This is a genomic window from uncultured Castellaniella sp., from assembly GCF_937988725.1.
GTDB lineage: Bacteria > Pseudomonadota > Gammaproteobacteria > Burkholderiales > Burkholderiaceae_B > Castellaniella.
Window position 1 is genome coordinate 1 of record NZ_CALKHS010000001.1, and the last position, 21,414, is coordinate 21,414.

The 21,414-nt window shown below is 66.8% G+C and carries 22 protein-coding genes; 14 read left to right on the top strand and 8 right to left on the bottom strand.

Annotated features, from left to right (window positions below; genetic code table 11):
- Positions 1 to 140: 140 nt before the first annotated feature.
- The 6 genes from pyk to gcl all read right to left on the bottom strand — a co-directional run bounded on the left by pyk (position 141) and on the right by gcl (position 7,038).
- Entirely contained in the window at positions 141 to 1,559 is a 1,419-nt protein-coding gene (gene pyk / locus Q0263_RS00005) for a pyruvate kinase (protein WP_298012033.1), read from the bottom strand.
- Positions 1,556 to 1,999: a heme-binding protein gene (locus Q0263_RS00010; protein WP_298012035.1), complete on the bottom strand. Its 444-nt coding sequence runs from the start codon at positions 1,997 to 1,999 to the stop codon at positions 1,556 to 1,558. The genes pyk and Q0263_RS00010 overlap by 4 nt, the downstream gene beginning before the upstream one ends.
- A 25-nt stretch (positions 2,000 to 2,024) precedes the next feature.
- A complete protein-coding gene (locus tag Q0263_RS00015) occupies positions 2,025 to 3,284 on the bottom strand; it encodes a glycerate kinase (protein ID WP_298012038.1) in 1,260 nt (419 codons plus the stop codon).
- A 163-nt stretch (positions 3,285 to 3,447) separates the two neighbouring features.
- A complete protein-coding gene (gene glxR, locus Q0263_RS00020; protein ID WP_298012040.1) occupies positions 3,448 to 4,332 on the bottom strand; it encodes a 2-hydroxy-3-oxopropionate reductase in 885 nt (294 codons plus the stop codon).
- A gap of 84 nt (positions 4,333 to 4,416) precedes the next feature.
- Complete coding sequence (gene hyi, locus Q0263_RS00025; protein ID WP_298012042.1) at positions 4,417 to 5,193, bottom strand: hydroxypyruvate isomerase; 777 nt, start codon at positions 5,191 to 5,193, stop codon at positions 4,417 to 4,419.
- 63 nt (positions 5,194 to 5,256) lie between these two features.
- Complete coding sequence (gene gcl, locus Q0263_RS00030; RefSeq protein ID WP_298012044.1) at positions 5,257 to 7,038, bottom strand: glyoxylate carboligase; 1,782 nt, start codon at positions 7,036 to 7,038, stop codon at positions 5,257 to 5,259.
- 221 nt (positions 7,039 to 7,259) lie between these two features.
- On the opposite strand from gcl, the gene Q0263_RS00035 reads away from it, so the two are divergent.
- The 14 genes from Q0263_RS00035 (at position 7,260) to Q0263_RS00100 (ending at position 20,050) form a co-directional block, all read left to right on the top strand.
- A complete protein-coding gene (locus Q0263_RS00035) occupies positions 7,260 to 8,177 on the top strand; it encodes a LysR family transcriptional regulator (RefSeq protein ID WP_298012045.1) in 918 nt (305 codons plus the stop codon).
- On the top strand, positions 8,174 to 9,097 hold the full coding sequence (locus Q0263_RS00040; RefSeq protein WP_298012047.1) for an EamA family transporter: 924 nt from the start codon (positions 8,174 to 8,176) through the stop codon (positions 9,095 to 9,097). Before Q0263_RS00035 ends, Q0263_RS00040 begins: the two co-directional genes overlap by 4 nt.
- A 12-nt stretch (positions 9,098 to 9,109) precedes the next feature.
- Complete coding sequence (locus tag Q0263_RS00045; RefSeq protein WP_298012048.1) at positions 9,110 to 10,057, top strand: LysR substrate-binding domain-containing protein; 948 nt, start codon at positions 9,110 to 9,112, stop codon at positions 10,055 to 10,057.
- Between the two features lie 116 nt (positions 10,058 to 10,173).
- Complete coding sequence (locus tag Q0263_RS00050; RefSeq protein ID WP_298012051.1) at positions 10,174 to 11,631, top strand: 2-hydroxymuconic semialdehyde dehydrogenase; 1,458 nt, start codon at positions 10,174 to 10,176, stop codon at positions 11,629 to 11,631.
- Positions 11,632 to 11,665: 34 nt separating this feature from the next.
- Positions 11,666 to 12,091: a RidA family protein gene (locus Q0263_RS00055; protein WP_298012053.1), complete on the top strand. Its 426-nt coding sequence runs from the start codon at positions 11,666 to 11,668 to the stop codon at positions 12,089 to 12,091.
- A gap of 79 nt (positions 12,092 to 12,170) precedes the next feature.
- Entirely contained in the window at positions 12,171 to 12,743 is a 573-nt protein-coding gene (gene nbaC, locus Q0263_RS00060; RefSeq protein ID WP_298012056.1) for a 3-hydroxyanthranilate 3,4-dioxygenase, read from the top strand.
- Positions 12,744 to 12,785: 42 nt separating this feature from the next.
- A complete protein-coding gene (locus Q0263_RS00065) occupies positions 12,786 to 13,778 on the top strand; it encodes an amidohydrolase family protein (RefSeq protein WP_298012058.1) in 993 nt (330 codons plus the stop codon).
- 11 nt (positions 13,779 to 13,789) lie between these two features.
- On the top strand, positions 13,790 to 14,575 hold the full coding sequence (gene dmpE, locus Q0263_RS00070; RefSeq protein WP_298012060.1) for a 2-oxopent-4-enoate hydratase: 786 nt from the start codon (positions 13,790 to 13,792) through the stop codon (positions 14,573 to 14,575).
- 12 nt (positions 14,576 to 14,587) lie between these two features.
- Positions 14,588 to 15,376 (top strand): 2-oxo-3-hexenedioate decarboxylase, encoded by a 789-nt coding sequence (gene dmpH / locus Q0263_RS00075; protein ID WP_298012061.1) that lies wholly within the window; start codon positions 14,588 to 14,590, stop codon positions 15,374 to 15,376.
- Between the two features lie 50 nt (positions 15,377 to 15,426).
- Positions 15,427 to 16,596 (top strand): ABC transporter substrate-binding protein, encoded by a 1,170-nt coding sequence (locus Q0263_RS00080; protein WP_298012062.1) that lies wholly within the window; start codon positions 15,427 to 15,429, stop codon positions 16,594 to 16,596.
- A gap of 63 nt (positions 16,597 to 16,659) precedes the next feature.
- A complete protein-coding gene (locus Q0263_RS00085) occupies positions 16,660 to 17,580 on the top strand; it encodes a branched-chain amino acid ABC transporter permease (RefSeq protein ID WP_298012064.1) in 921 nt (306 codons plus the stop codon).
- 31 nt (positions 17,581 to 17,611) lie between these two features.
- A complete protein-coding gene (locus tag Q0263_RS00090; RefSeq protein WP_298012067.1) occupies positions 17,612 to 18,577 on the top strand; it encodes a branched-chain amino acid ABC transporter permease in 966 nt (321 codons plus the stop codon).
- A gap of 1 nt (position 18,578) precedes the next feature.
- Positions 18,579 to 19,340, top strand: coding sequence for an ABC transporter ATP-binding protein (locus Q0263_RS00095; protein ID WP_298012069.1), 762 nt, complete (start codon positions 18,579 to 18,581; stop codon positions 19,338 to 19,340).
- A complete protein-coding gene (locus Q0263_RS00100; protein WP_298012071.1) occupies positions 19,337 to 20,050 on the top strand; it encodes an ABC transporter ATP-binding protein in 714 nt (237 codons plus the stop codon). The genes Q0263_RS00095 and Q0263_RS00100 overlap by 4 nt, the downstream gene beginning before the upstream one ends.
- Before the next feature lie 246 nt (positions 20,051 to 20,296).
- On the opposite strand, the gene Q0263_RS00105 is transcribed toward Q0263_RS00100, so the two are convergent.
- Both Q0263_RS00105 and Q0263_RS00110 read right to left on the bottom strand, forming a co-directional pair.
- Positions 20,297 to 20,803 (bottom strand): ureidoglycolate lyase, encoded by a 507-nt coding sequence (locus tag Q0263_RS00105; RefSeq protein ID WP_298012073.1) that lies wholly within the window; start codon positions 20,801 to 20,803, stop codon positions 20,297 to 20,299.
- A 105-nt stretch (positions 20,804 to 20,908) separates the two neighbouring features.
- Complete coding sequence (locus tag Q0263_RS00110; RefSeq protein ID WP_298012074.1) at positions 20,909 to 21,397, bottom strand: nucleoside deaminase; 489 nt, start codon at positions 21,395 to 21,397, stop codon at positions 20,909 to 20,911.
- Between the last annotated feature and the right edge of the window lie 17 nt (positions 21,398 to 21,414).

Here is a 21,414-nt window from a genome sequence, read left to right on the forward strand (position 1 = left end):
AGATGAAAAGCGCCCCCTCGGGGGGCAGCAAGCCGCAGGCGCAGCGTGGGGGCCCCTTTTCATCGCCGGGCCGTCCCAAGATGAAAAGCGCCCCCTCGGGGGGCAGCAAGCCGCAGGCGCAGCGTGGGGGCCCTCTTTCTTTATTCCACCTGTGCGATGTGCAGCAGATTGGTGCTGCCGCTGCGACCGAACGGCAGGCCGGCGATGACGATCAGCGTGTCGCCGGCCGACGCCAGGCCGGAGCGTTGCGCGGCATCGGTGGCGCAGCGGATCATTTCGCTGGATTCCCGCAGCTGTTCCGGGAAGTGCACCGGACGCACGCCCCAGGCCAGTGCCAGGCGGCGCGCGGTGCGCAGTTCCGGGGTCAAGGCCAGGATGGGGGTGATCGGGCGTTCGCGGCTGGCCCGCAGGGCGCTGAAGCCCGACGCGGTGTAGGCCACGGTGGCCGCCGGTTCCAGCAGGCCGGCCACGCGCCGCAGAGCGCAGCAGATGGCGTCCGGGATGTTGGCCTCGGCCGGGCTGTGGGTGGCTTCCAGGTTGGCGCGCCAGGAAGGATCGGATTCCACTTCGCGGATGATGTGGGCCATGATGGTGACGGCCTCGACCGGATACTGGCCGGAGGCCGATTCCGCCGACAGCATGACGGCGTCCGCGCCGCTGTAGACCGCCGTGGCGACGTCGGAAGCCTCGGCCCGCGTGGGCACCGGGGCGTTGATCATGGATTCCAGCATCTGCGTGGCGACCACCACCGGCTTGCCGGCGGCCCGGGCGTGGCGCACGATGCGCTGCTGCAGCACCGGGACCCGCTGCGGCGGCAGTTCCACCCCCAGGTCGCCGCGCGCCACCATGATGCCGTCGGCCTGGTCGATGATGGCGTCCAGGTGCTCGATGGCGGCGGGCTTTTCCAGCTTGGCCATGATCCAGGCCTGGTCGCCGATCAGGCTGCGGGCCTCGATGATGTCTTCGGGGCGCTGCACGAACGACAGCGCCACCCAGTCCACGCCCAGCGACAGGCCGAAGGCCAGGTCGGCGCGATCCTTCGGGGTCAGCGGGGAAATCGGCAGGATGACGCCGGGCACGTTGACGCCTTTGCGGTCGGACAGCGGGCCGCCCACCATGACGGTCGTTTCCGCGAAGTCGGGACCGTGGCGGTCCACCCGCAGGCGCAGCTTGCCGTCGTCCAGCAGCAGGTCAGTGCCGTCTTCCAGGGCGGCGAAGATTTCCGGGTGCGGCAGGTTGGCGCGCTGGGCGCTGCCTTCGGCCGGGTCCAGGTCCAGGCGGAAGGGCTGGCCCGCCTGCAGCGTGATCTTGCCGCCGGCGATCTTGCCGACCCGCAGCTTGGGGCCTTGCAGGTCCATCAGGATGCCGATGGGGCGGCCGACGTCCTGCTCGACCTGCCGGATGATGCGGTAGCGTTCGGCGTGGTCTTCGTGGCTGCCGTGGCTGAAGTTCAGGCGGAACACATTGGCGCCGGCATCGACCAGGGCGCGGATCTGCTCGAGGGTGGAGCTGGCGGGGCCCAGGGTCGCCAGGATGCGGGCGCGGCGTTCGCGGTTCATGCTTGCTTTCCTTTGTACAGATGTTCGGCCAGGTGATCGGCGCCATCCAGGGCGGCGACGCCGGCGCGGGCCACCTGGGCGTCCTGGCCGGCCTGCACGCCGGACACGCCGACGGCGCCGACGATCTGCTTGTCGTAGTAGATGGGTTCGCCGCCTTCCAGGGGCACGACCGGCATGGACAGGGCGGCGATGCGGCCCTGGTTGACCATGTCTTCGTAGACCTTGCTGGGCTTGCCGCTGAGCACGCAGGCGCGGGCCTTGTCGGGCGCGACCATGGCGCTCATGATCGGCGCGGCGTCCATGCGCTGCAGCCAGATCGGATAGCCGCCCGCGTCGCAGATCGCGATGCTGACGTTCCAGCCATTGTTGCGGGCTTCGGTTTCGGCGGCGGCCGCCATGCGGCGGGCGTCGTCCAGGGTCAGGACTCGTATCGTTTTCATGTGTGTCTCCTTGGGCGCCGTTCCGTCACAGGATCAGGATGGCGCGAAAATCGTTGACGTTGGTCAGCGTGGGGCCGGTGATCAGGGAATCGCCCAGCCGTTCAAAAAAGCCATGGCCGTCGTTGTCGTCCAGGTGGGCGCGGGGCGGCATCCCGGCCGCCCAGGCGCGGGCCAGGGTGTCGGGCGCGATCAGGGCGCCGGCGATTTCCTCCTGGCCGTCCACGCCGTCCGTATCGCCGGCCAGCGCGTGGATGCCCTCGGCTCCGTCCAGCGCGACGGCGATGGACAGCAGGCATTCCACATTGCGCCCGCCGCGCCCCTGGCCGCGCACGGTGACGGTGGTTTCCCCGCCCGACAGCAGCACGCAAGGAGCGGGCGCGGGCTGGCCGTGGGCGCGCACCTGCAGAGCGATGCCGGCCAGCACCTTGCCTACGTCGCGGGCTTCGCCTTCGATGCGGTCGCCCAGCAGCACAGGCGCGACGCCGGCCTCGCGGGCCACGGCCGCGGCGGCTTCCAGCGCCATCTGCGGGGTGGCGATCAGGTGGGTTTCCACGCGGGCCAGCCGCGGGTCGCCGGGCTTCAGGGTTTCGCCGTCGCCGGATTCCAGCAGGCGGCGGGCGCCGGCCGGGAGCTCGATGCCGTAGCGGCGCACGATGTCCAGCGCATCGGCGCAGGTGCTGGGGTCGGCCACGGTGGGGCCGGAGGCGATGTCGCTGGGCTGGTCGCCCGGCACGTCGGAGATCAACAGGTTCACGACGCGCGCGGGGGCGCAGGCTGCGGCCAGGCGGCCGCCCTTGATGCCGGACAGGTGGCGGCGCACGCAGTTCATTTCGGAAATGGTCGCGCCCGATTTCAGCAGAGCGCGGTTGATGGCCTGTTTGTCGGCCAGGGTGATACCGGCGCCCGGCATGGGCAGCAGCGACGATCCTCCGCCGGAAATCAGGCAGATCACCAGGTCGTCGGCCGTCAGTCCTCGCACCTGATCGAACAGCCGCTGGGCGGCGCGCTCTCCGGCCTCGTCGGGCACGGGATGGGCGGCTTCCAGGATCTCGATGCGCTGGCAGGGGACGGCGTAGCCGTAGCGGGTGACGACGACGCCTTCCAGAGGGCCCGTCCAGTGTTTTTCAAAGGCCTGGGCCATGGCGGCCGAGGCCTTGCCCGCGCCGATCACGATGGTGCGGCCCTTGGGGCGCGGCGGCAGGAAAGCGGGAATGCAGTGTTCCGGCTGGGCGGCGCGCACGGCGGCCTGGAACATGCGGGTCAGAAGATCGCGGGGCTCTGTCATGGGACGTCCGTGCAAAAGGCAATGCAAAACAGCGGAATCACCCATCACCCGGCGCGGCCTGGGGGGTTCAGGCCCCGCCGGGTGATCTGGATGCGCCCCGTCCGGTGGGCTGGCGCATCCGGACTCCGATGGATGCGCGGCCGGGCGGGGCGCCGGACACGGCTTATTGGCCGATTTCGTGGTTGGCCATGATTTCCAGGGCTCGCACCATGCCGGAATGGTCCCACGCCGCGCCGCCATGGGCCACGCAGGCGTTGAACAGTTCCTGGGCCACGGCCGTGCTGGGCAGGGACAGCCCCAGCTGGCGGGCGGTCGTCAGGGCCAGGTTCAGGTCCTTCTGGTGCAGATTGATGCGGAAGCCCGGGTCGAAGGTGCGCTTGACCATGCGCTCGCCGTGCACTTCCAGGATGCGCGAGCTGGCGAAGCCGCCCATCAGGGCCTGGCGGACCTTGGCCGGGTCGGCGCCGGCCTTGGAGGCCAGCACCAGGGCCTCGCCCACGGCTTCGATGGTCAGCGCGACGATGATCTGGTTGGCGACCTTGGTGGTCTGGCCGTCGCCGTTGCCGCCCACCAGGGTGACGTTCTTGCCCATCAGTTCGAAGATGGACTTGCACTGGTCGAAGGCCGCCTGGCTGCCGCCGATCATGATGGTCAGGCTGGCGGCCTTGGCGCCGACTTCGCCGCCGGACACCGGGGCGTCCAGGTATTCGCAACCCAGGGCGTTGATCTTCTTGGCGAATTCCTTCGTCGCCACGGGCGAGATCGAGCTCATGTCGATCACGGTCTTGCCCTTGGACAGGCCGGCGGCCACGCCGTTTTCACCGAACAGCACGGCTTCGACGTCGGGGGTGTCGGGCACCATGATGATGATGATGTCGGATGCCTTGGCGACTTCCGTGCTGCTGGCTACGGCCTTGGCGCCGGCGTCCAGCAGGCTTTGCGGGGTCTTGCCGTGGGTGAAGGTGACCAGGGAATGGCCGCCCTTGATGAGGTTCGCCGCCATGGGGGTGCCCATGATGCCCAGACCGATGAAACCGATGTTAGCCATGAGAATGCTCCTTGTTGATGCCGTGGTGGCCGGGCGTTCGGCAGAAAGAAAGGTCGCCCGGCCGGTTTGTCGTATCCGCGGGGATCAGGCCAGCGCCTGGATCCAGCCCAGTCCGTCTTCGGTGCGGCCGGCCGGCTTGTATTCGCAGCCGATCCAGCCCGTGTAGCCGACCTGGTCGATGTGGCGCAGCAGCCAGCGGTAGTTGATTTCGCCGGTGCCGGGCTCGTTGCGCCCCGGGTTGTCGGCCAGCTGGATGTGGCCGATGGAACCCAGATGCTGGCGGATGGTGTTGCCCAGTTCGCCTTCCATGCGCTGCGCGTGGTAGATGTCGTATTGCACGTGCAGGTTGTCGGACCCGACTTCGGCGATGATGGCCAGGGCCTGGTCCGTGCGGCTCAGGAAGAAACCGGGGATGTCGAAAGTGTTGATCGGTTCGATGACCAGCCGGATGCCGGCTTTCTTCAGTTCGCCGGCGGCGTAGCGCAGATTGTCGACGAAGGTCTTGTGCGCGGCGGTCTGGCCGACGCCGGCCGGCACTTTGCCCGCCAGGCAGTTGACCTGGGTGCAGCCCAGCGCCTGGGCGTATTCGATGGCCTTGGCGACGCCCTGCTTGAATTCCTCGACGCGGTCGGGGTGGCAGGCGATGCCGCGCTCGCCGGCTTCCCAGTCGCCCGCGGGCAGATTGTGCAGCACCTGGACCAGACCGTTGTCTTTCAGGCGCTTGGCCAGTTCTTCCTTGTCGTAGGCGTACGGGAATAGATATTCGACGCCCTTGAAGCCGGCTTTGGCGGCCGCTTCAAAGCGGTCCAGGAAGTCGATTTCCGTGAACAGCATCGACAGGTTGGCGGCGAATTTCGGCATGTATGGCTCCTTGAAAGGCTTGCAGGCGGCCCTTCCCGCCGGGAAGGGCCGCGATGTCCCGCTTCAGTCCAGCAGGGTGATGGCGGTGGGGGCGTCGTCGCCGCGCTCGGCCAGTTCCTCGAACTCGTTGATCGCGTTGATGTCGTTGCCCATCGAGATGTTGGTGACACGCTCCAGGATGAATTCCACCACGACCGGCACGCGGAATTCCTTGATCCAGGCGCGGGCCTGCGCGATGGCGGGCTGGATTTCTTCCACCTTCTTCACGCGGATGGCCTTGCAGCCCAGACCTTCGGCGACCTTGACGTGGTCCACGCCGTAGCCGTCGGTTTCCGGCGCGTTGATGTTGTCGAAGGCCAGCTGTACGCAGTAGTCCATGTCGAAGCCTCGTTGCGACTGACGGATCAGCCCCAGATAGGCATTATTCACCACGATGTGAATGTACGGCAGATTGAATTGCGCGCCGACGGCCAGTTCCTCGATCATGAACTGGAAGTCGTAGTCGCCGGACAGGGCCACGATCTCGTCACCGGTGTCGGCGGCGACCACGCCCAGGGCGGCGGGCACGGTCCAGCCCAGGGGCCCTGCCTGGCCTGCGTTGATCCAGTGGCGCGGTCCGTAGACGTGCAGCAGCTGGGCGGCGGCGATCTGCGACAGACCGATGGTCGTCACGTAGCGCGTGTCGCGGCCGAAGGCCTTGTTCATTTCCTCGTACACGCGCTGCGGCTTGAGCGGCGACTGGTCGAAGTGCGTCTTGCGCTGCATGGACTTTTCGCCCTTGCGTGCGCGGCATGCCTGGGCCCAGGCGCCGCGGTCGCGCAGCTGGCCGGCGGCCTTCAGGCGCTTGGCTTCCTCGATCATCAGGCGCAGGGCGACGCCCGCGTCGGAGGCGATGCCGTAATCCGGACCGAAGACCTTGCCGATCTGCGTGGGATCCACGTCGATGTGCACGAAGGTGCGGCCTTCGGTGTAGACGGGGGTGGAACCGGTGTGGCGGTTGGCCCAGCGGTTGCCGATGCCCATGACGAAGTCAGAGGCCAGCAGGCTGGCGTTGCCGTAGCGGTGCGCGGTCTGCAGGCCGACCATGCCGGCCATCAGCGGGTGGTCGTCGGGGATCACGCCCCAGCCCATCAGGGTCGGGATGACCGGCACGCCGGTCAGTTCGGCGAATTCCTTCAGCAGGTCGGCGGCATCGGCGCTGAAGATCCCGCCGCCGGCGACCAGCAGGGGGCGCTCGGATGCGTTCAGCATGGCCACGGCCTTGGCGGCCTGGGCCGGGGTAGCCGAAGGCTTGTAGACTTCCAGCGGCTCGTACGTGTCGATGTCGAACTCGATTTCGGCCATCTGCACGTCGAAGGGCAGGTCCACCAGCACCGGACCGGGGCGCCCGGAGCGCATGATGTGGAAGGCCTGCTGCAGGATGCGCGGCACCAGTTCGGGTTCGCGCGCCATCACGGCCCACTTGGTGACCGGCTTGGCGATGGTTTCGATGTCCACGGCCTGGAAGCTTTCCTTGTGCAGCTGCGAACGCGGCGCCTGGCCGGTGATGCACAGGATGGGGATGGAGTCGCCGGAGGCGGAATACAGCCCGGTGATCATGTCGGTGCCGGCGGGGCCGGACGTGCCCAGGCAGACGCCGATGTTGCCGGGATTGGCTCGGGTGTAGCCTTCGGCCATGTGCGAAGCGCCTTCGACGTGGCGGGCCAGCACGTGCTTGAAGCCGCCGTTCTTGCGCAGCGCCGAGTACAGCGGGTTGATGGCGGCGCCGGGGACGCCGAACAGGGTGGTGATGCCTTCTTTCTGCAGGACCGCTGCGGCGGCGTCTACTGCTCTCATCCGAGCCATGGTTACTCCTTGATCTGATTCAATGGGTCTACAAGCTTGGGACCAGCATAAAGAATGGCCCGCTGATCAGGAATCCCTGCGACTCTCGTTTCTGTCGATACTAAAAGTATATTGTGGAACGAAGCTAAGGTAGAATTTCCGGCAGAAGCCGAGTTGGCGGACGCATCGATAGTCCCTGCCGCACAAGGACATGGCTTCAGTTTGAAATACCGGAGACCTGGATGGGCCGCTACACCGACATCAGCAGTTTTGTATTGATTGCCGACAAAGGCAGTTTCGCCGCGGCCGCGCTGGTGGAAGGCGTCACGCCGGTGGTCATGGGACGGCGCCTGACCGCTCTGGAGAAGCGTCTCGGGGTGCAGCTGATGCACCGGTCCACCCGGGGACTGGTGCTGACGGAACTGGGCGAGCGCTATCTGGAACAGTGTCAGCAGCTGATCCAGGATTTCGACAACGCGGATTCCAGCATCATGGCGCGGCGGCGCACCTTGAGCGGCCACCTGGTGGTGTCGGCGCCCGCGTCCTTCGGGCGCCTGCACGTGGCGCCGCACGCCCTGTCGTTTCGCCGCCGCTACCCCGATCTGGCGCTGTCCTTCAACTTCACCGACAGCGTGGTGGACCTGGTGCGCGAAGGCTACGACATGGCCATCCGCATCGGCGAAGTCACGGATCCGAACTACGTGGCGGTGCGCCTGTTTCCCAACCGGCGCGTGGTCTGCGGCACACCGGCCTATTTCGATTCGCACGGCGTGCCGCGCGTGCCCGAAGACCTGGTGCGGCACAACTGCCTGGCCTTCAATCTGCAGGGCGGCCAGCACCGCGGCTGGACCTTCGTGCGCGACGGCAAGCCCTTCGCCGTGCGGGTGCGGGGGGACCTGGCCTGCAACGATGGCGAACTGCTGTATCAATGGGTGCGGCAGGGGCTGGGCATCGGCTGGCGTTCCACCTGGGAAATCCAGCGCGAACTGAAGCGCGGCGAACTGGTGACCGTGCTGGACGAATTCGCGCTGCCCGCCTACGACATCCAGGCCGTCTACCCGCAGCAGCGGTATCTGCCGGCCAAGGTGCGCTATTTCATCGATGACCTTAGAAACCATTATCATGAGCCGGGTTACTGGGAAGGGCAGGGAAAATCTTGAATACCAACGATCAAACACCATCCGCCGATGTCGCGCGGCAGGCCGCCGCCCGCCGCAACGAACGCCTGGCGCTGCTGGCCCTGGCCGGCATGGCCGTGGGCTGGGGCTACAACTGGGTGGTCATGAAGTCGGTGCTGACTTATGTCGGGCCGTTTGATTTTTCCGCTTTGCGAACGTTGTTCGGCGCGGTGCTTCTGCTGGCCCTGCTGGCGGTCCTGCGCCGGCCGATGCGCATCCAGGCCTGGGGGCGCGTCGCGGTGCTGGGGGTCCTGCAGACCGGGGCGTTTTCCGCCCTGATCCAGGTCGCGCTGCTGCATGGCGGCGCGGGGAAGACGTCCATCCTGGTCTACACCATGCCTTTCTGGGTGATTCCCATGGCCTGGGCGGCTTTCGGCGAACGCGTCCGTGGTCTGCAATGGCTGGCCCTGGCCCTGGCGGCGCTGGGACTGGTGCTGATCCTGGAACCCTGGACCCTGCACGCCGATTTCATGAGCGAGCTGCTGGCCGTGCTGGCGGGCCTGTGCTGGGCGTTGGCGACCATCGTGGCCAAATGGATCAAGCGCGACTATCCCATGGAAGCCCTGCCGCTGACCGCCTGGCAGATGCTGTTCGGCGCCCTGGCCCTGTGCCTGGCGGCCTGGGTCGTGCCTGAAAAACCCATCGAACCGGTGCCGTATTTCTACGGCGCGCTGATCTACAACGCGGTCATCGCCACGGCCCTGGCCTGGTTCCTGTGGCTGTTCGCCCTGCAGCACTTGTCGGCCGGTGTCGCCAGCATGTCGGCGCTGGGCGTGCCGGTGGTCGGCGTGCTGGCCGGCTGGCTGCAGCTGGGCGAGCAGCCCGGCGTACTCGAACTGACCGGCATGGTGCTGATCGCCGTGGCGCTGGTGGTCGTCAGCCTGCGTTCGGCGGGGAAGTAGCGGGACGCGCCCATGGTGTCGGACGATCACCTGTCGCGCATCCGCGAACTGAAGTTCAAGCAGCTGCTGGTGTTCGAGCGCGTGGCGACCCTGGGATCCATGCACAAGGCCGCCGAGGCCGTGCACATGACGCAGCCCAACGTGGTCAAGATCGTGCGCCAGCTGGAGGAGCTGCTGGACGTCGCCTTGTTCGAGCGCCACAGCAAGGGCGTCAGGCTGACGGTGTTCGCTGAACATCTGCTGACGCGCATCCGCCCCATGCTGGGCGATGTGCGCGCCATGAGCGAGGAACTGACGGCGCTGCGCGGCGGCGATGGCGGCCAGGTGGCCGTGGGCACGCTGATTTCCGCATCCGCCTGGCTGCTGCCCGAGAGCGCGGCGCTGATGAAGCGGCGCCACCCCAGGGTCGGCCTGGTGATCCGGGAAGCCACCAACGACATCCTGTTCCCCATGCTGCAGGTGGGCGAGCTGGACGTGATCGTGGGGCGCCTGCCCGAGGACCCCGGCGAAGGCGTGGAGATGCACGCCATCTACCAGGACGATCTGATGATCGTGGCCCGGGCCGGGCATCCGCTGTCCCGGCGGTCCGACTGCGCGGTGCGCGACCTGCTGGATTACCCCTGGATCGTGCCGTCCAATGCCTCTCCGGTGCGCAGGCAGGTGGACCAGTTCTTCCTGGACCGCGGGCTGCCCGTGCCCGACAATCAGATCGTGTCCTTGTCCATGCTGACCAATCTGGGAATCCTGGCTCGTTCCGATGCGCTGGCCATGCTGCCCAGCGTGGCCGCCCGTCCCCTGATCCAGGTGGGCGTGCTGTTCGAAGTCCCCATCCACGTGCGCCTGCCCTTCGGCGCGATCGGCTACAGCGTGCGGGCGGACCGTCCGCTGGTGCCCGCGGCGGAGACCTTCGTGCGGGTGCTCAAGGAAGTCGGCGCGCGGGCGCAGTCCGGGATTGCGTGAGCCCGCGGTTTTCAGGGATTCCATAATGGCATCGCAGACAATGTTTTTTTGATTAGAAAATAATCTCCAGCCAGTCTACAGTGCTCCGGACGGACAACAAGAAAGAGACAGGCACTGTGGCCCAGCGTATCCAGCACTACATCGGCGGCCGTTTCGTGGATAGCGCGAAACAGTTCGCCAACGTCAACCCGGTGGACGGCTCCGTCGTCAGCCAGGTCTGCGAGGCCTCGGCCGGCGAAGTCGATCAGGCGGTCCGGGCCGCCCAGGCCGCTTTGCAGGGCGAATGGGGGCGGTGTTCGCCCGCGCAGCGGGCCGACTGGCTGGAAAAGCTGGCGGCGGGCATCGAACAGCGCTTCGAGGAATTCGTGCGGGCCGAGGTCCTGGACACCGGCCGCACCGTGCGCCAGGCGCGCACCCTGGACGTGCCGCGCGCCATCGCCAATTTCCGTTTCTTCGCCAACCTGGTGCGCCAGGCGCATACCGAATGCTTTGAAACCGTCGCCGCCGACGGCAGTCGCGCGCTGAACTACACCGTGCGCAAGCCCCTGGGCGTGGTCGTGGCGATCTCTCCCTGGAACCTGCCGATCCTGCTGTTCAGCTGGAAGGTGGCGCCCGCCCTGGCCCTGGGCAACGCGGTGGTGTCCAAGCCGTCCGAAGAGACCCCTTCGTCCGCCTTCCTGCTGGCGCAGGTGGCGCACGACGCCGGCTTTCCGGCGGGGGCTTTCAACGTGCTGCAGGGCTTTGGCGGCGATTCCGCCGGCCAGGCCATGATCAGCCATCCGGACATCGATGCCGTGACGTTCACCGGAGCGTCGGCCACCGGGGCGCGCATCATGAAGACCGTGGCCGACGGGGTCAAGGACGTGTCCTTCGAGCTGGGCGGCAAGAACGCCGCCATCGTGTTCGAGGACGCCGATTTCGAGGCCGCCGTCGATGGCGTGGTGAAGTCCACCTTCACCAATTCCGGCCAGGTCTGCCTGTGCAGCGAACGCGTGCTGGTGCAGCGCTCCATTTTCGACCGCTTCGTGGCGGCGCTGAAGGAACGCACCGAAGCCCTGGTGCTGGGCCGCCCCGACGATCCGGCCGCCGATATCGGGCCGATGATCTCCAGGAAGCATCAGGCCAAGGTCGTGTCCTATTTCGAACTGGCCCGCCGGGAAGGCGCCACCGTCGTCACCGGCGGCGAGGTCCCCGTCTTCGGCGACGACCGGGACCAGGGCTTCTGGGTGCGCCCGACGATCTGGACCGGCCTGCCCGACGATGCGCGCTGCCTGCGCGAGGAAATCTTCGGGCCGGTGTGCCACGTCGCGCCTTTCGACACGGAAGAAGAGGCCGTCGCCCGCGCCAACGATTCCGACTACGGCCTGGCGACCGCCATCTGGACCGAGAACCTGTCGCGAGCGCACCGCGTGTCGCCGCGGATGCGCAGCGGCCTGGTCTGGGTCAATACCTGGTATCTGCGCGACCTGCGCACCCCCTTCGGCGGCGTGCGGCGTTCGGGCATCGGCCGCGAAGGCGGGCGCAATTCCCTGGACTTCTATTCCGAAGTCACCAACATCTGCATCAAGGTCTGACCCCCGGCCGCCCCGTCCTGAAAGGAGTCCTTCCATGAGTCAATCAGACGCCAAGGTCGTCGTCGGCAAGGCCGCTCCGCGCGGCAAGTTTCCCCACGTGAAGCGCGCGGGCGACTTCCTGTTCGTGTCGGGCACCAGTTCGCGCCGCGCCGACAATACCCTGGCCGGGGTTGAATCCGTCGACGCCATGGGCGCCGTGCGCCTGGACATCCGCGCGCAGACCCGCGCCGTGATCGAGAACATCCGCGACATTCTGGGCAGTGTGGACGCCGGCCTGGAAGACGTGGTGGAAATCAGCGCCTATCTGGTGGATATGGCGGACTTCGCCGGCTACAACGAGGTCTATGGGGAGTTCTTCGGCTATGAGGGCCCGGCGCGCACCACCGTCGCGGTGCATCAGCTGCCGCACCCGCATCTGCGCATCGAGATCAAGGCCGTCGCCTACAAGCCGTCGCATTGACGGCATTTCCCGGCCAACAGCCGGAGCCCCGGACAAGCCTGCGCCAGGACCACCTGGCCCCACACGCAAGGAGACGCACATGGAACTGAAATACGGATTGCCCAAGAACCTGATGGGCTGGGTGGATGCCCATCGCAAGCAGCTGTCGCCCCCGGTGTGCAACGCCGCCATTTTCGAGGACGGCAACTACATCATCAACATGGTGGGCGGCGGCAACCAGCGCACCGACTTCCATGACAATGCCACCGAGGAGTTCTTCTACCAACTGCGCGGCGAGGCCTCGCTGCTGATCTGGGATCGCGGCCGCTACGAGCGCATCGTGCTGAAAGAAGGCGATGTCTTCCTGCAGCCGCCCCACCTGATCCATTCGCCGCAGCGCCCGGACCCCAACGGCCTGTGCCTGCTGATCGAGCATCCGCGGCCCCAGGGCGCGCTGGATGCGCTGCAGTGGCATTGCGCCCACTGCGGCGCCCTGATCTGGCGCGCGGAAAAGCAGCTGGAAAGCCTGGTGGACGACCTGCCCAGGATCTATCAGCAGTTCTACGCCGTCGGCGAGGCCGATCGCGTGTGCCCCGATTGCGGCACGCAGCATCCGGGCAAGGATTACGCCATCTGGCACCGGCAGCTGAGCGAATCGCCGCTCAGCGTCTGAGCCCGGCGCCGCGCCCCCATTTCATCAGGAACCTGAACGCACATGATCGACATTCACGCCCACATTTTCCCCCCCATCAGCCGGGCCGACGCTCAGGCGCTGGACCCCGTCCAGGCCCCCTGGCTGAAGATCGCCGGCCCGGACGCGGGCATGATCATGAAGGGCGACAGCGAATTCCGTCCCGTGATTCCCGTGCTGTGGGACCCGGACCTGCGCGTGGCCGACATGGATCGTCTGGGCCTGGACGTGCAGATCGTCAGCGCCACGCCCATCATGTTCGGCTACGAGCTCGACGCCCGCAAGGTCGCCGGCTGGGCGACCCGCATGAACGACCTGACCCTGGAGTATTGCGCGGGCCATCCGGACCGCCTGAAGGCCCTGGCCCAGGTTCCGCTGCAGGATACGGAACTGGCCTGCCGCGAGGCTTCCCGCGCCAAGGCGGACGGGCACGTCGGCGTGCAGATCGGCAATCACGTCGGCGACCGCGACCTGGACGACGTCCAGCTGGTGGAGTTCCTGCACCATTGCGCGATGAACGACATCCCCATCCTGGCGCATCCCTGGGACATGATGGGCGGGCCCAAGCGCATGCGCAAATGGATGCTGCCCTGGCTGGTCGCCATGCCGGCGGAAACCTCGCTGGGGATCCTGTCCCTGATCCTGTCGGGCGCCTTCGAGCGCCTGCCGCGCAGCCTGAAGCTGTGCTTCGCCCACGGCGGCGGCTCGTTCGCGTTCACCCTGGGACGGGTGGACAACGCCTGGAAATACCGCGACATCGTGCGCCAGGACTGCCCCAATCCGCCGTCCACCTATTGCGACCGCTTTTCGGTGGATTCCGCCGTCTTCGATCCCGCGGCCCTGCGCCTGCTGGTGGACGTGATGGGCAGCGAACGCGTCATGCTGGGCTCCGATTATCCCTACCCCCTGGGGGAACAGAAGATCGGCCACCTGGTGTCCGACGGCGACACGCTGTCGGCCGTGGAAAAGCAACGCATCCTGACGGGCAACGCCAAAGCCTTCTTCAACCTGGCCTGACGCGAGCGACCATGGAAAAAGCAATGATCGAACAATTGGGCGACGAGCTTCACGCCGCCTGGTCCGAGGCCCGGACGGTGGCGCCCCTGACCGAGCGCCACCCGGACATCACCATCGAGGACGCCTATCGCGTCCAGCAGCGCATGATCGGGCGCCGCCTTCAGGCAGGCGCCCGGGTGGTGGGCAAGAAGGTCGGCGTGACCAGCCAGGCCGTGATGGACATGCTGGGGGTCTATCAGCCGGACTTCGGCTATCTGCTCAGCGACATGGTGTATGCGCCGGGCGAGGCCATCTCCATGGCCGGCCTGATCCAGCCCAAGGCCGAGGGCGAGATCGCCTTCATCCTGAAAAAGGATCTCGACGGTCCGGGCGTCGGTGTCAGCGACGTGCTGGCGGCCACCGAGGCCGTGACGGCCTGCTTCGAGATCGTCGATTCGCGCATCCATGACTGGAAGATCAGGATCCAGGACACGGTGGCCGACAATGCTTCGTGCGGGGTGTTCGTGCTGGGCGACCGGCTGGTCAGCCCGCGCGGCCTGGATCTGCGCACCTGCGGCATGGCGCTGGAAAAGAACGGCGAACTGCTGGGCACGGGCGCCGGCGCCGCGGCGCTGGGCCATCCCGCCAACGCCGCGGCCTGGCTGGCCAACGCCCTGGGGGCGCTGGGGGTGGGCCTGAAGGCCGGGGAAGTCATTCTGTCCGGCTCGCTGGCGGCCATGACCCCGGTGAAGGCGGGCGACAGCCTGCAGGTGTCGATCGGCGGCATCGGCGGCTGCGGCGTGCGGTTCACCGCGTAAACGGAGCATCCCATGAGTCTGGACACCACCGTCATCCGCGAACTGGCCGAGCACCTGGAGACCTGCGAACTGCAGGCCCGGGATACCCCGAAGATCACCCTGGACCATCCCGGGATGGACTGGGACGACGCCTATGCCGTGCAGGACGAGATCCTGCGCCGCAAGCTGTCCCGGGGCGCCCGGGTGGCGGGGCTGAAGGCCGGCCTGACCTCGTTTGCCAAGATGCGCCAGATGGGGGTCGAGACCCCGATCTTCGGCTTCCTGGCGGATTCCTTCCTGGTGCCCGATGGCGGCGAATGCCGCCATGCGGACCTGATCCACCCCAAGGTCGAACCGGAGATCGTCTTCGTCACCAAGGCGCCCCTGACGGGGCCGGGCTGCACGATCGCCGAGGTCCTGGCCGCCACCGACTTCGTGCTGGCGGGCATCGAGGTGATCGACAGCCGCTACCGGGATTTCAAGTTCGACCTGAAAAGCGTGGTGGCCGACAACTGTTCGTCGTCGCGCTTCGTGGTGGGCGGCATCATGCGCGATCCGCGCGATCTGGACCTGCGCACCACGGGCGCCGTGATGGAAAAGAACGGCCGGGTCGTGTCGCTGGGGGCGGGCGCCGCGGTGCTGGGCCATCCGGCCAACGCGGTGGCGATGCTGGCCAACCACCTGGGCCGGCGGGGCGCCGGAATCCCGGCCGGGACCCTGATCCTGACCGGCGGCCTGACCGAGGCCGTGGCGGTGGAACCCGGCGATCATGTGGCGCTGCATATGCAGGGAATGGGTTGCACGTCCCTGACTTTCGTGTAAGATCGGAAACACTTTAAAACTAAATTATTAAATCCACTCAGGAGACAAACATGGCATTTCGCAAAACGATGCTGACGGCCGCCCTGACCCTGTCGCTGGGGCTGACCGCGGGGTCGGCGCTGGCTGAAGTCAAGATCGGTTTTCTGGCCACCTTGTCCGGCGCCGGCGCGGCTCTGGGCCAGGACATGGTGGACGGCTTCAACCTGGCGCTGGAAGAACGCGGCGGCAAGCTGGGCGGTCAGGACATCGTCTTTCTGAAGGAAGACGATCAGCTCAAGCCCGACGTGGGCGTGCAGGCGGTGCAGAAATTCCTGGAAAAGGACAAGGTCGATCTGGTGGCCGGCGTCACGTTTTCCAACGTCATGATGGCCATCGCCAAGCCGCTGGCCGATGCCGGCATGACCTTCGTCGGCTCCAACGCCGGCCCGGCGCCGCTGGCGGGCAATCAGTGCAATCCCGGCTTCTTTTTCGCCTCCTGGCAGAATGACGGGCAGGCCGAAGTCATGGGTCAGTTCGCCACCGACCAGAAATACAAAGACGTCTACATGATCACCCCCAACTACCAGTCGGGCCGCGATCAGGTGAAGGGCTTCACGCGCTTCTACAAGGGCCGCGTCTCGGGCGAGGTCTACACCCAGCTGGGCCAGCAGGATTATTCGGCGGAACTGCTGGCGCTGCAGGCCGCCAATCCGGCCGCCGTCTGGGTCTTCCTGCCCGGCGGCATGGGCGTGAACTTCGTCAAGCAGTACAAGCAGTTCGGCCTGATGGGCAAGATCCCGCTGCTGACGGTGTCCACGGTGGACGGCAGCACCCTGCCGGCCCTGGGCGACGCCGCCCTGGGCGCCTATGCGGGCACGTTCTGGGGGCCGGACTTCAAGAATCCCACCAGCGAGGCCTTCGTCGCCGCCTTCGAGAAAAAATACAAGCGCATCCCTTCGCAGTATGCCGCGCAGTCCTATGATTCGGCCCTGCTGATCGACAGCGCCCTGAAGAAGACCGGCGGCAAGGTCAGCGACAAGAAGGCGTTCCGCGATGCGCTGCGGGCCGCCGATTACGCCTCCCTGCGCGGGGCCTACAAGTTCAACGTCAACGGCTTCCCGATCGAGGACTTCTACGCCTTCGAGGTCGCCAAGGACGCGCAGGGCCGGGTGTCGCTGAAGACCATCGCCAAGCCCCTGACGAATCACGCCGACGCGTATTCCAAGAACTGCAAGTACTGATTCCTTGCCGCAAGCCCTGACTGACCGACGGGCGGCGTCCGCCGCCCGTCACGGAGGACGGACATGAGTCCGCAGTTGTTGTTCATGCAGGCCTTGAACGGCCTGCAATACGGAATCCTGCTGTTCCTGCTGGCCGCCGGACTGACCCTGGTCTTCGGCATCATGAGCTTCATCAATCTGGCGCATGGCGCCCTGTACATGATGGGGGCGTATTTCGCCGCCGCGACCTTCAGCCATACGGATTCCTTCCTGCTGGCGATTCTGGCCGGCCTGGGCGGGGCCATGGCGCTGGGCGTGGCGCTGGACCGCTGCGGATTCGCGCGCCTGTACCCCCGGGCGCACCTGGACCAGGTGCTGGCGACTTTCGGGCTGATGCTGTTCTGCAACGAGGCCGTGCGCATGATCTGGGGCTCCGCGCCGATCTTCATGAGCCTGCCCGACGCCCTGAGCAGCACCGTCATCGTACTGGGTACGCCCTATCCCCTGTACCGCCTGCTGATCATCCTGGCGGGCCTGCTGGTGGCGCTGGGCCTGTACCTGCTGATCGAACGCACCCGCATCGGCATGCTGATCCGCGCGGGCGCCAGCAACCGCGGCATGGTGGCCGCGCTGGGTGTGAACATCGGCTGGCTCAACACCTTCATCTTCGCCCTCGGGGCCGGCCTGGCGGGCCTGGGCGGCGCCCTGGTGGGCCCGATCCTGTCGGTACAGCCGGGCATGGGCGATTCGATCCTGATCATGACGCTGGTGGTCATCGTCATCGGCGGCATCGGCTCGATCCGGGGCGCCTTCCTGGGAGCCCTGGTGGTCGGCCTGGTCGACACGCTGGGCCGCACGATCATGCCGGCGCTGCTGCGCCAGTCCCTGGAACAGGAACTGGCCAGCACGCTGGGGGCGGCGATTTCCTCGCTGGCCGTGTACGTGCTGATGGTGATCGTGCTGGCGGTCAAGCCCGAAGGCCTGTTTCCCGTGAAGAAACGCTAAGGTCCGCCGGATGAAAATGGAATCCTCGATCATGAATGCAAGCGTGACGCGCCGTTCCGCCGGCTGGTCCTGGCCGGCCGCGCTGACGGCACTGATCTTCATCCTGCTGGCGCTGGTGCCCGTGTATGCCGGCGCCACCGACAGCCCCTATGTCCTGCTGCAGTTCAGCCGCATCCTGGTGTTCGCGCTGGCCGCCGTGGGCCTGAACCTGGCCCTGGGCTATGGCGGCCTGGTCAGCTTCGGCCATGCCATGTACATCGGCATCGGCGCCTATTGCGTCGCCATCGCCTCGCATTACGGCGCGGACAGCGGCATCCTCCACCTGCTGCTGGTGCTGGTCGTGACCGCCGTGGTGGCCGCGCCCGTGGGCCTGGTCGCCCTGCGCACGCACGGCATCGCCTTCATCATGATCACGCTGGCCCTGGCGCAGATGTTCTATTTCCTGGCCGTGGGCCTGAAGCAGTATGGCGGCGACGAGGGCCTGCCGATCCACCAGCTCAGCCGTTTCGGGGCGCTGACCGGCAGCCACGTCGGCCTGTACCTGGCCCTGCTGGCCTGCCTGGGCGCCAGCCTGCTGTTGCTGCGCCGCGTGATCCGCTCGCGCTTCGGCCTGATCCTGCGGGCCTCCAGCATGGACGCGCGGCGGGTGCGGGCGGTGGGGACTTCGCCGCTGGGGTATCGCCTGCTGGCCTACGTGCTGTCGGCCGAACTGTGCGCCCTGGCGGGGTTCTTCCTGGCCAACCTGACGTCCTTCGCGTCGCCCGCCTACATGGCGTGGACGGCATCCGGCGAACTGATCATCATGGTGCTGCTCGGCGGCGCCGGCACCCTGGTCGGACCCGTGGTGGGCGCCGCCGGCTTCCTGCTGCTGGAAGACGTCCTGAAAGGCCTGACCGATCACTGGATGATCATCATGGGCCCGGTGATCGTGCTCATTGTGCTGTTCCTGCGCAACGGGATCTGGGGCATGATCGGCTCCCCCAAGGAGGATCGCTGACATGCAACCCCTGCTTTCAATTCGCGGCCTGGTGAAGCGCTACGGCGGCCTGCTGGTCACGGACCACATCGACCTGGACATCCTGCCGGGCGAAATCCACGCCATCATCGGCCCCAATGGCGCGGGCAAGACCACGCTGATCAGCCAGATCATGGGCGAAGTGTCCAGCGATGCCGGCAGCATCCATCTGGGCGGGCAGTCCATCGACGCGCTGTCGATGGCGCAGCGGGTGCGGGCCGGCATCGGGCGTTCCTATCAGATCACGTCCGTCATCCAGCAGTTCACCGTGCTGGAGAACGTGATCCTGGCGGTCCAGGGCGGCCAGGGACACGGCTTCCATTTCTGGACGCCGGCGGTGGAAACGCCCGCGCTGGCGGATCGCGCGGACGAGCTCATCGAACTCATGGGTCTGTCGTCCCGGCGCGATGCGCTGGCCATGTCGCTGTCCTACGGGCAGCAGCGCCAGCTGGAAATCGCCATGGCGCTGGCGGCCGACCCCAAGGTCCTGCTGCTGGACGAGCCCATGGCGGGCATGGGTCATGGCGATACGGGGTCGGACATGATGGTGGACCTGCTGCGGCGCCTGAAGAGCCGCTACGGCATCCTGCTGATCGAACACGACATGGATGCGGTGTTTTCCCTGGCGGACCGGATCAGCGTGCTGTTCTACGGCAAGGTCATCTGCTGCGGCGACGCGGACGCCATCCGCCGGAGCGCCGAGGTCCGGGAAGCCTACCTGGGCGACGAGGAGGTGCCGGCATGAGCGAAAATCTGCTGAAGGTCGAGGACCTCGTGTCCGGCTATGGGCGCAGCCAGGTGCTGTACGGCATGCATCTGCAGATCGATGCGGGGCAATGCGTGACCTTGCTGGGCCGCAACGGCATGGGCAAGACCACGACCGTCAAGAACATCATGGGCATGCATCCGGCCTGGCAGGGCCAGGTGCGGTTCAAGGGCTTCGGCATCCAGAATCTGCCCAGCTACCGGGTGGCGCAGCGCGGCATCGGCCTGGTTCCGGAAGGCCGGCAGATCTTCCCCAACCTGTCGGTGGAGGAAAACCTGGTGGCGACGGCGGCCGACCGCCACAAGAAACGCAATCCCTGGACCTTGCAGCGCATCTATGAACTGTTCCCGCGCCTGCGGGAACGCGCCGGCAATTTCGGCAATCAGCTATCGGGCGGCGAGCAACAGATGCTGGCGATCAGCCGGGCTCTGATGACCAATCCCGAACTGCTGATTCTGGACGAAGCCACGGAAGGCCTGTCTCCCCTGGTGCGCCAGGAAATCTGGGCGGCGCTGGCGCTGCTGCGCCGCGAAGGCATGGCGATTCTGGTGATCGACAAGAACCTGGCGCCGCTGCTGCAACTGGCGGACCGCCACTATATCGTGGAAAAGGGCCGGATCGTCTGGGATGGCGATTCGGACGCCCTGAAGGCCGATGCGGGCGCCCGGCAGAAATACCTGGGGGCCTGACGCTGGGTAATTGTCCCAGCCTGCGCTTGGTGAATCCGTGCAGCATGCAGGCAGCGCAGCGTGGGGGCAAAGCTTTTGCCGCCGAGCCGCCCCAAGGCAAAAGGGCCCCCTTGGGGGGCAGCAAGCGGCCGCAGGCTGCGCAGCGTGGGGGAAAAGCTTTTGCCGCCGGGCCGCCCCAAGGCAAAAGAGCCCCCTTGGGGGGCAGCAAGCGGCCGCAGGCTGCGCAGCGTGGGGGCAATAATACTTTCAGCCCAGTTCGGGGATGATGCTGGGGGCTTCCATCTGCACGACGTCGCAGTTGTCGCCCGGGCCGGCGCGGTCGACGATCAGGAAGTCGGACACGGCGTCCAGGCCCAGCAGGGGGTGGTGCCAGACGCCGCGGGCGTAGTTCACGCCCTGTTCGCCGGTGCACAGGAAGACGCGCAGATCGTCCACCGTGGGGGTGGATTCGGCCCTGGCCACCACGACCAGGTAGGGGCGCCCGGACAGCGGGATGAAGGCCTGGCTGGCCTTGGGGTGGCGTTCCATCATGGTGACGGTGAACGGCAGGGAGCGCGGCAGGCCCCGGAAGATCGACACGATGGCGCGGCCATCGGGGCCCGGATCGACATGGGCCAGGTCGTGATAGCGTTCGGTGTTGCCTTCGTTGATGGTGAAGTGCTTGACGGTATCGTCGGCCTGGATCACGTCGCCGAACGGCGCGAAGGCTTCGCGGGTCAGCGGCTCGATGGTCAGGGTTGTGGAATTAGGCATGCTGTCGCGTCGTGTCCTGAAAGTCATGGTGGATGAACGGAGCCCGTCCAGGATATCGGGCCGCGCCCCGTGAAAGCGGCGCGGCCCGGGTGCTTCCGGCGCTGCTTAGTCGTCCAGCTTCATGGCATCGTTCGGCCCCAGGCCGAAGCGCTGCTTCCAGGCTTCGAAGACAGGCCGGTTTTCGGGCAGGGGCATGTGCTCGATGGCGATGCCCTGTTCACCGAAATTCTTCTGCATGCGCGCGTACAGATGTTTGGTGGACCAGCCATAGGGGGCGCCCTCGACGTCGTCGGCGCAGTAGACGACCCGGCGCACGCCGGCTGCGATCATGGCCGACATGCACATCGCGCAGGGGATTCCGCTGGCGTACATGGTCGTATCCCTGTGGGATGTCGTCGCGTGGTCGCGGCTGGCGTTGCGCAGCGCCTGGATCTCCGCGTGGGCCGTGGGGTCGTGCGCGATGTAGGTTTCGTTCACGCCTTCGGCCAGCACCTGGCCGTCCCGGACCAGGACGGCTCCGAAGGGTTCGCCCCCCCGGGTGACGTTTTCCCCGGCGATGCGGATGGCTTGGATGAGATAGTCTTTGTCTTGCATGGTCTTGATTCCTTTCT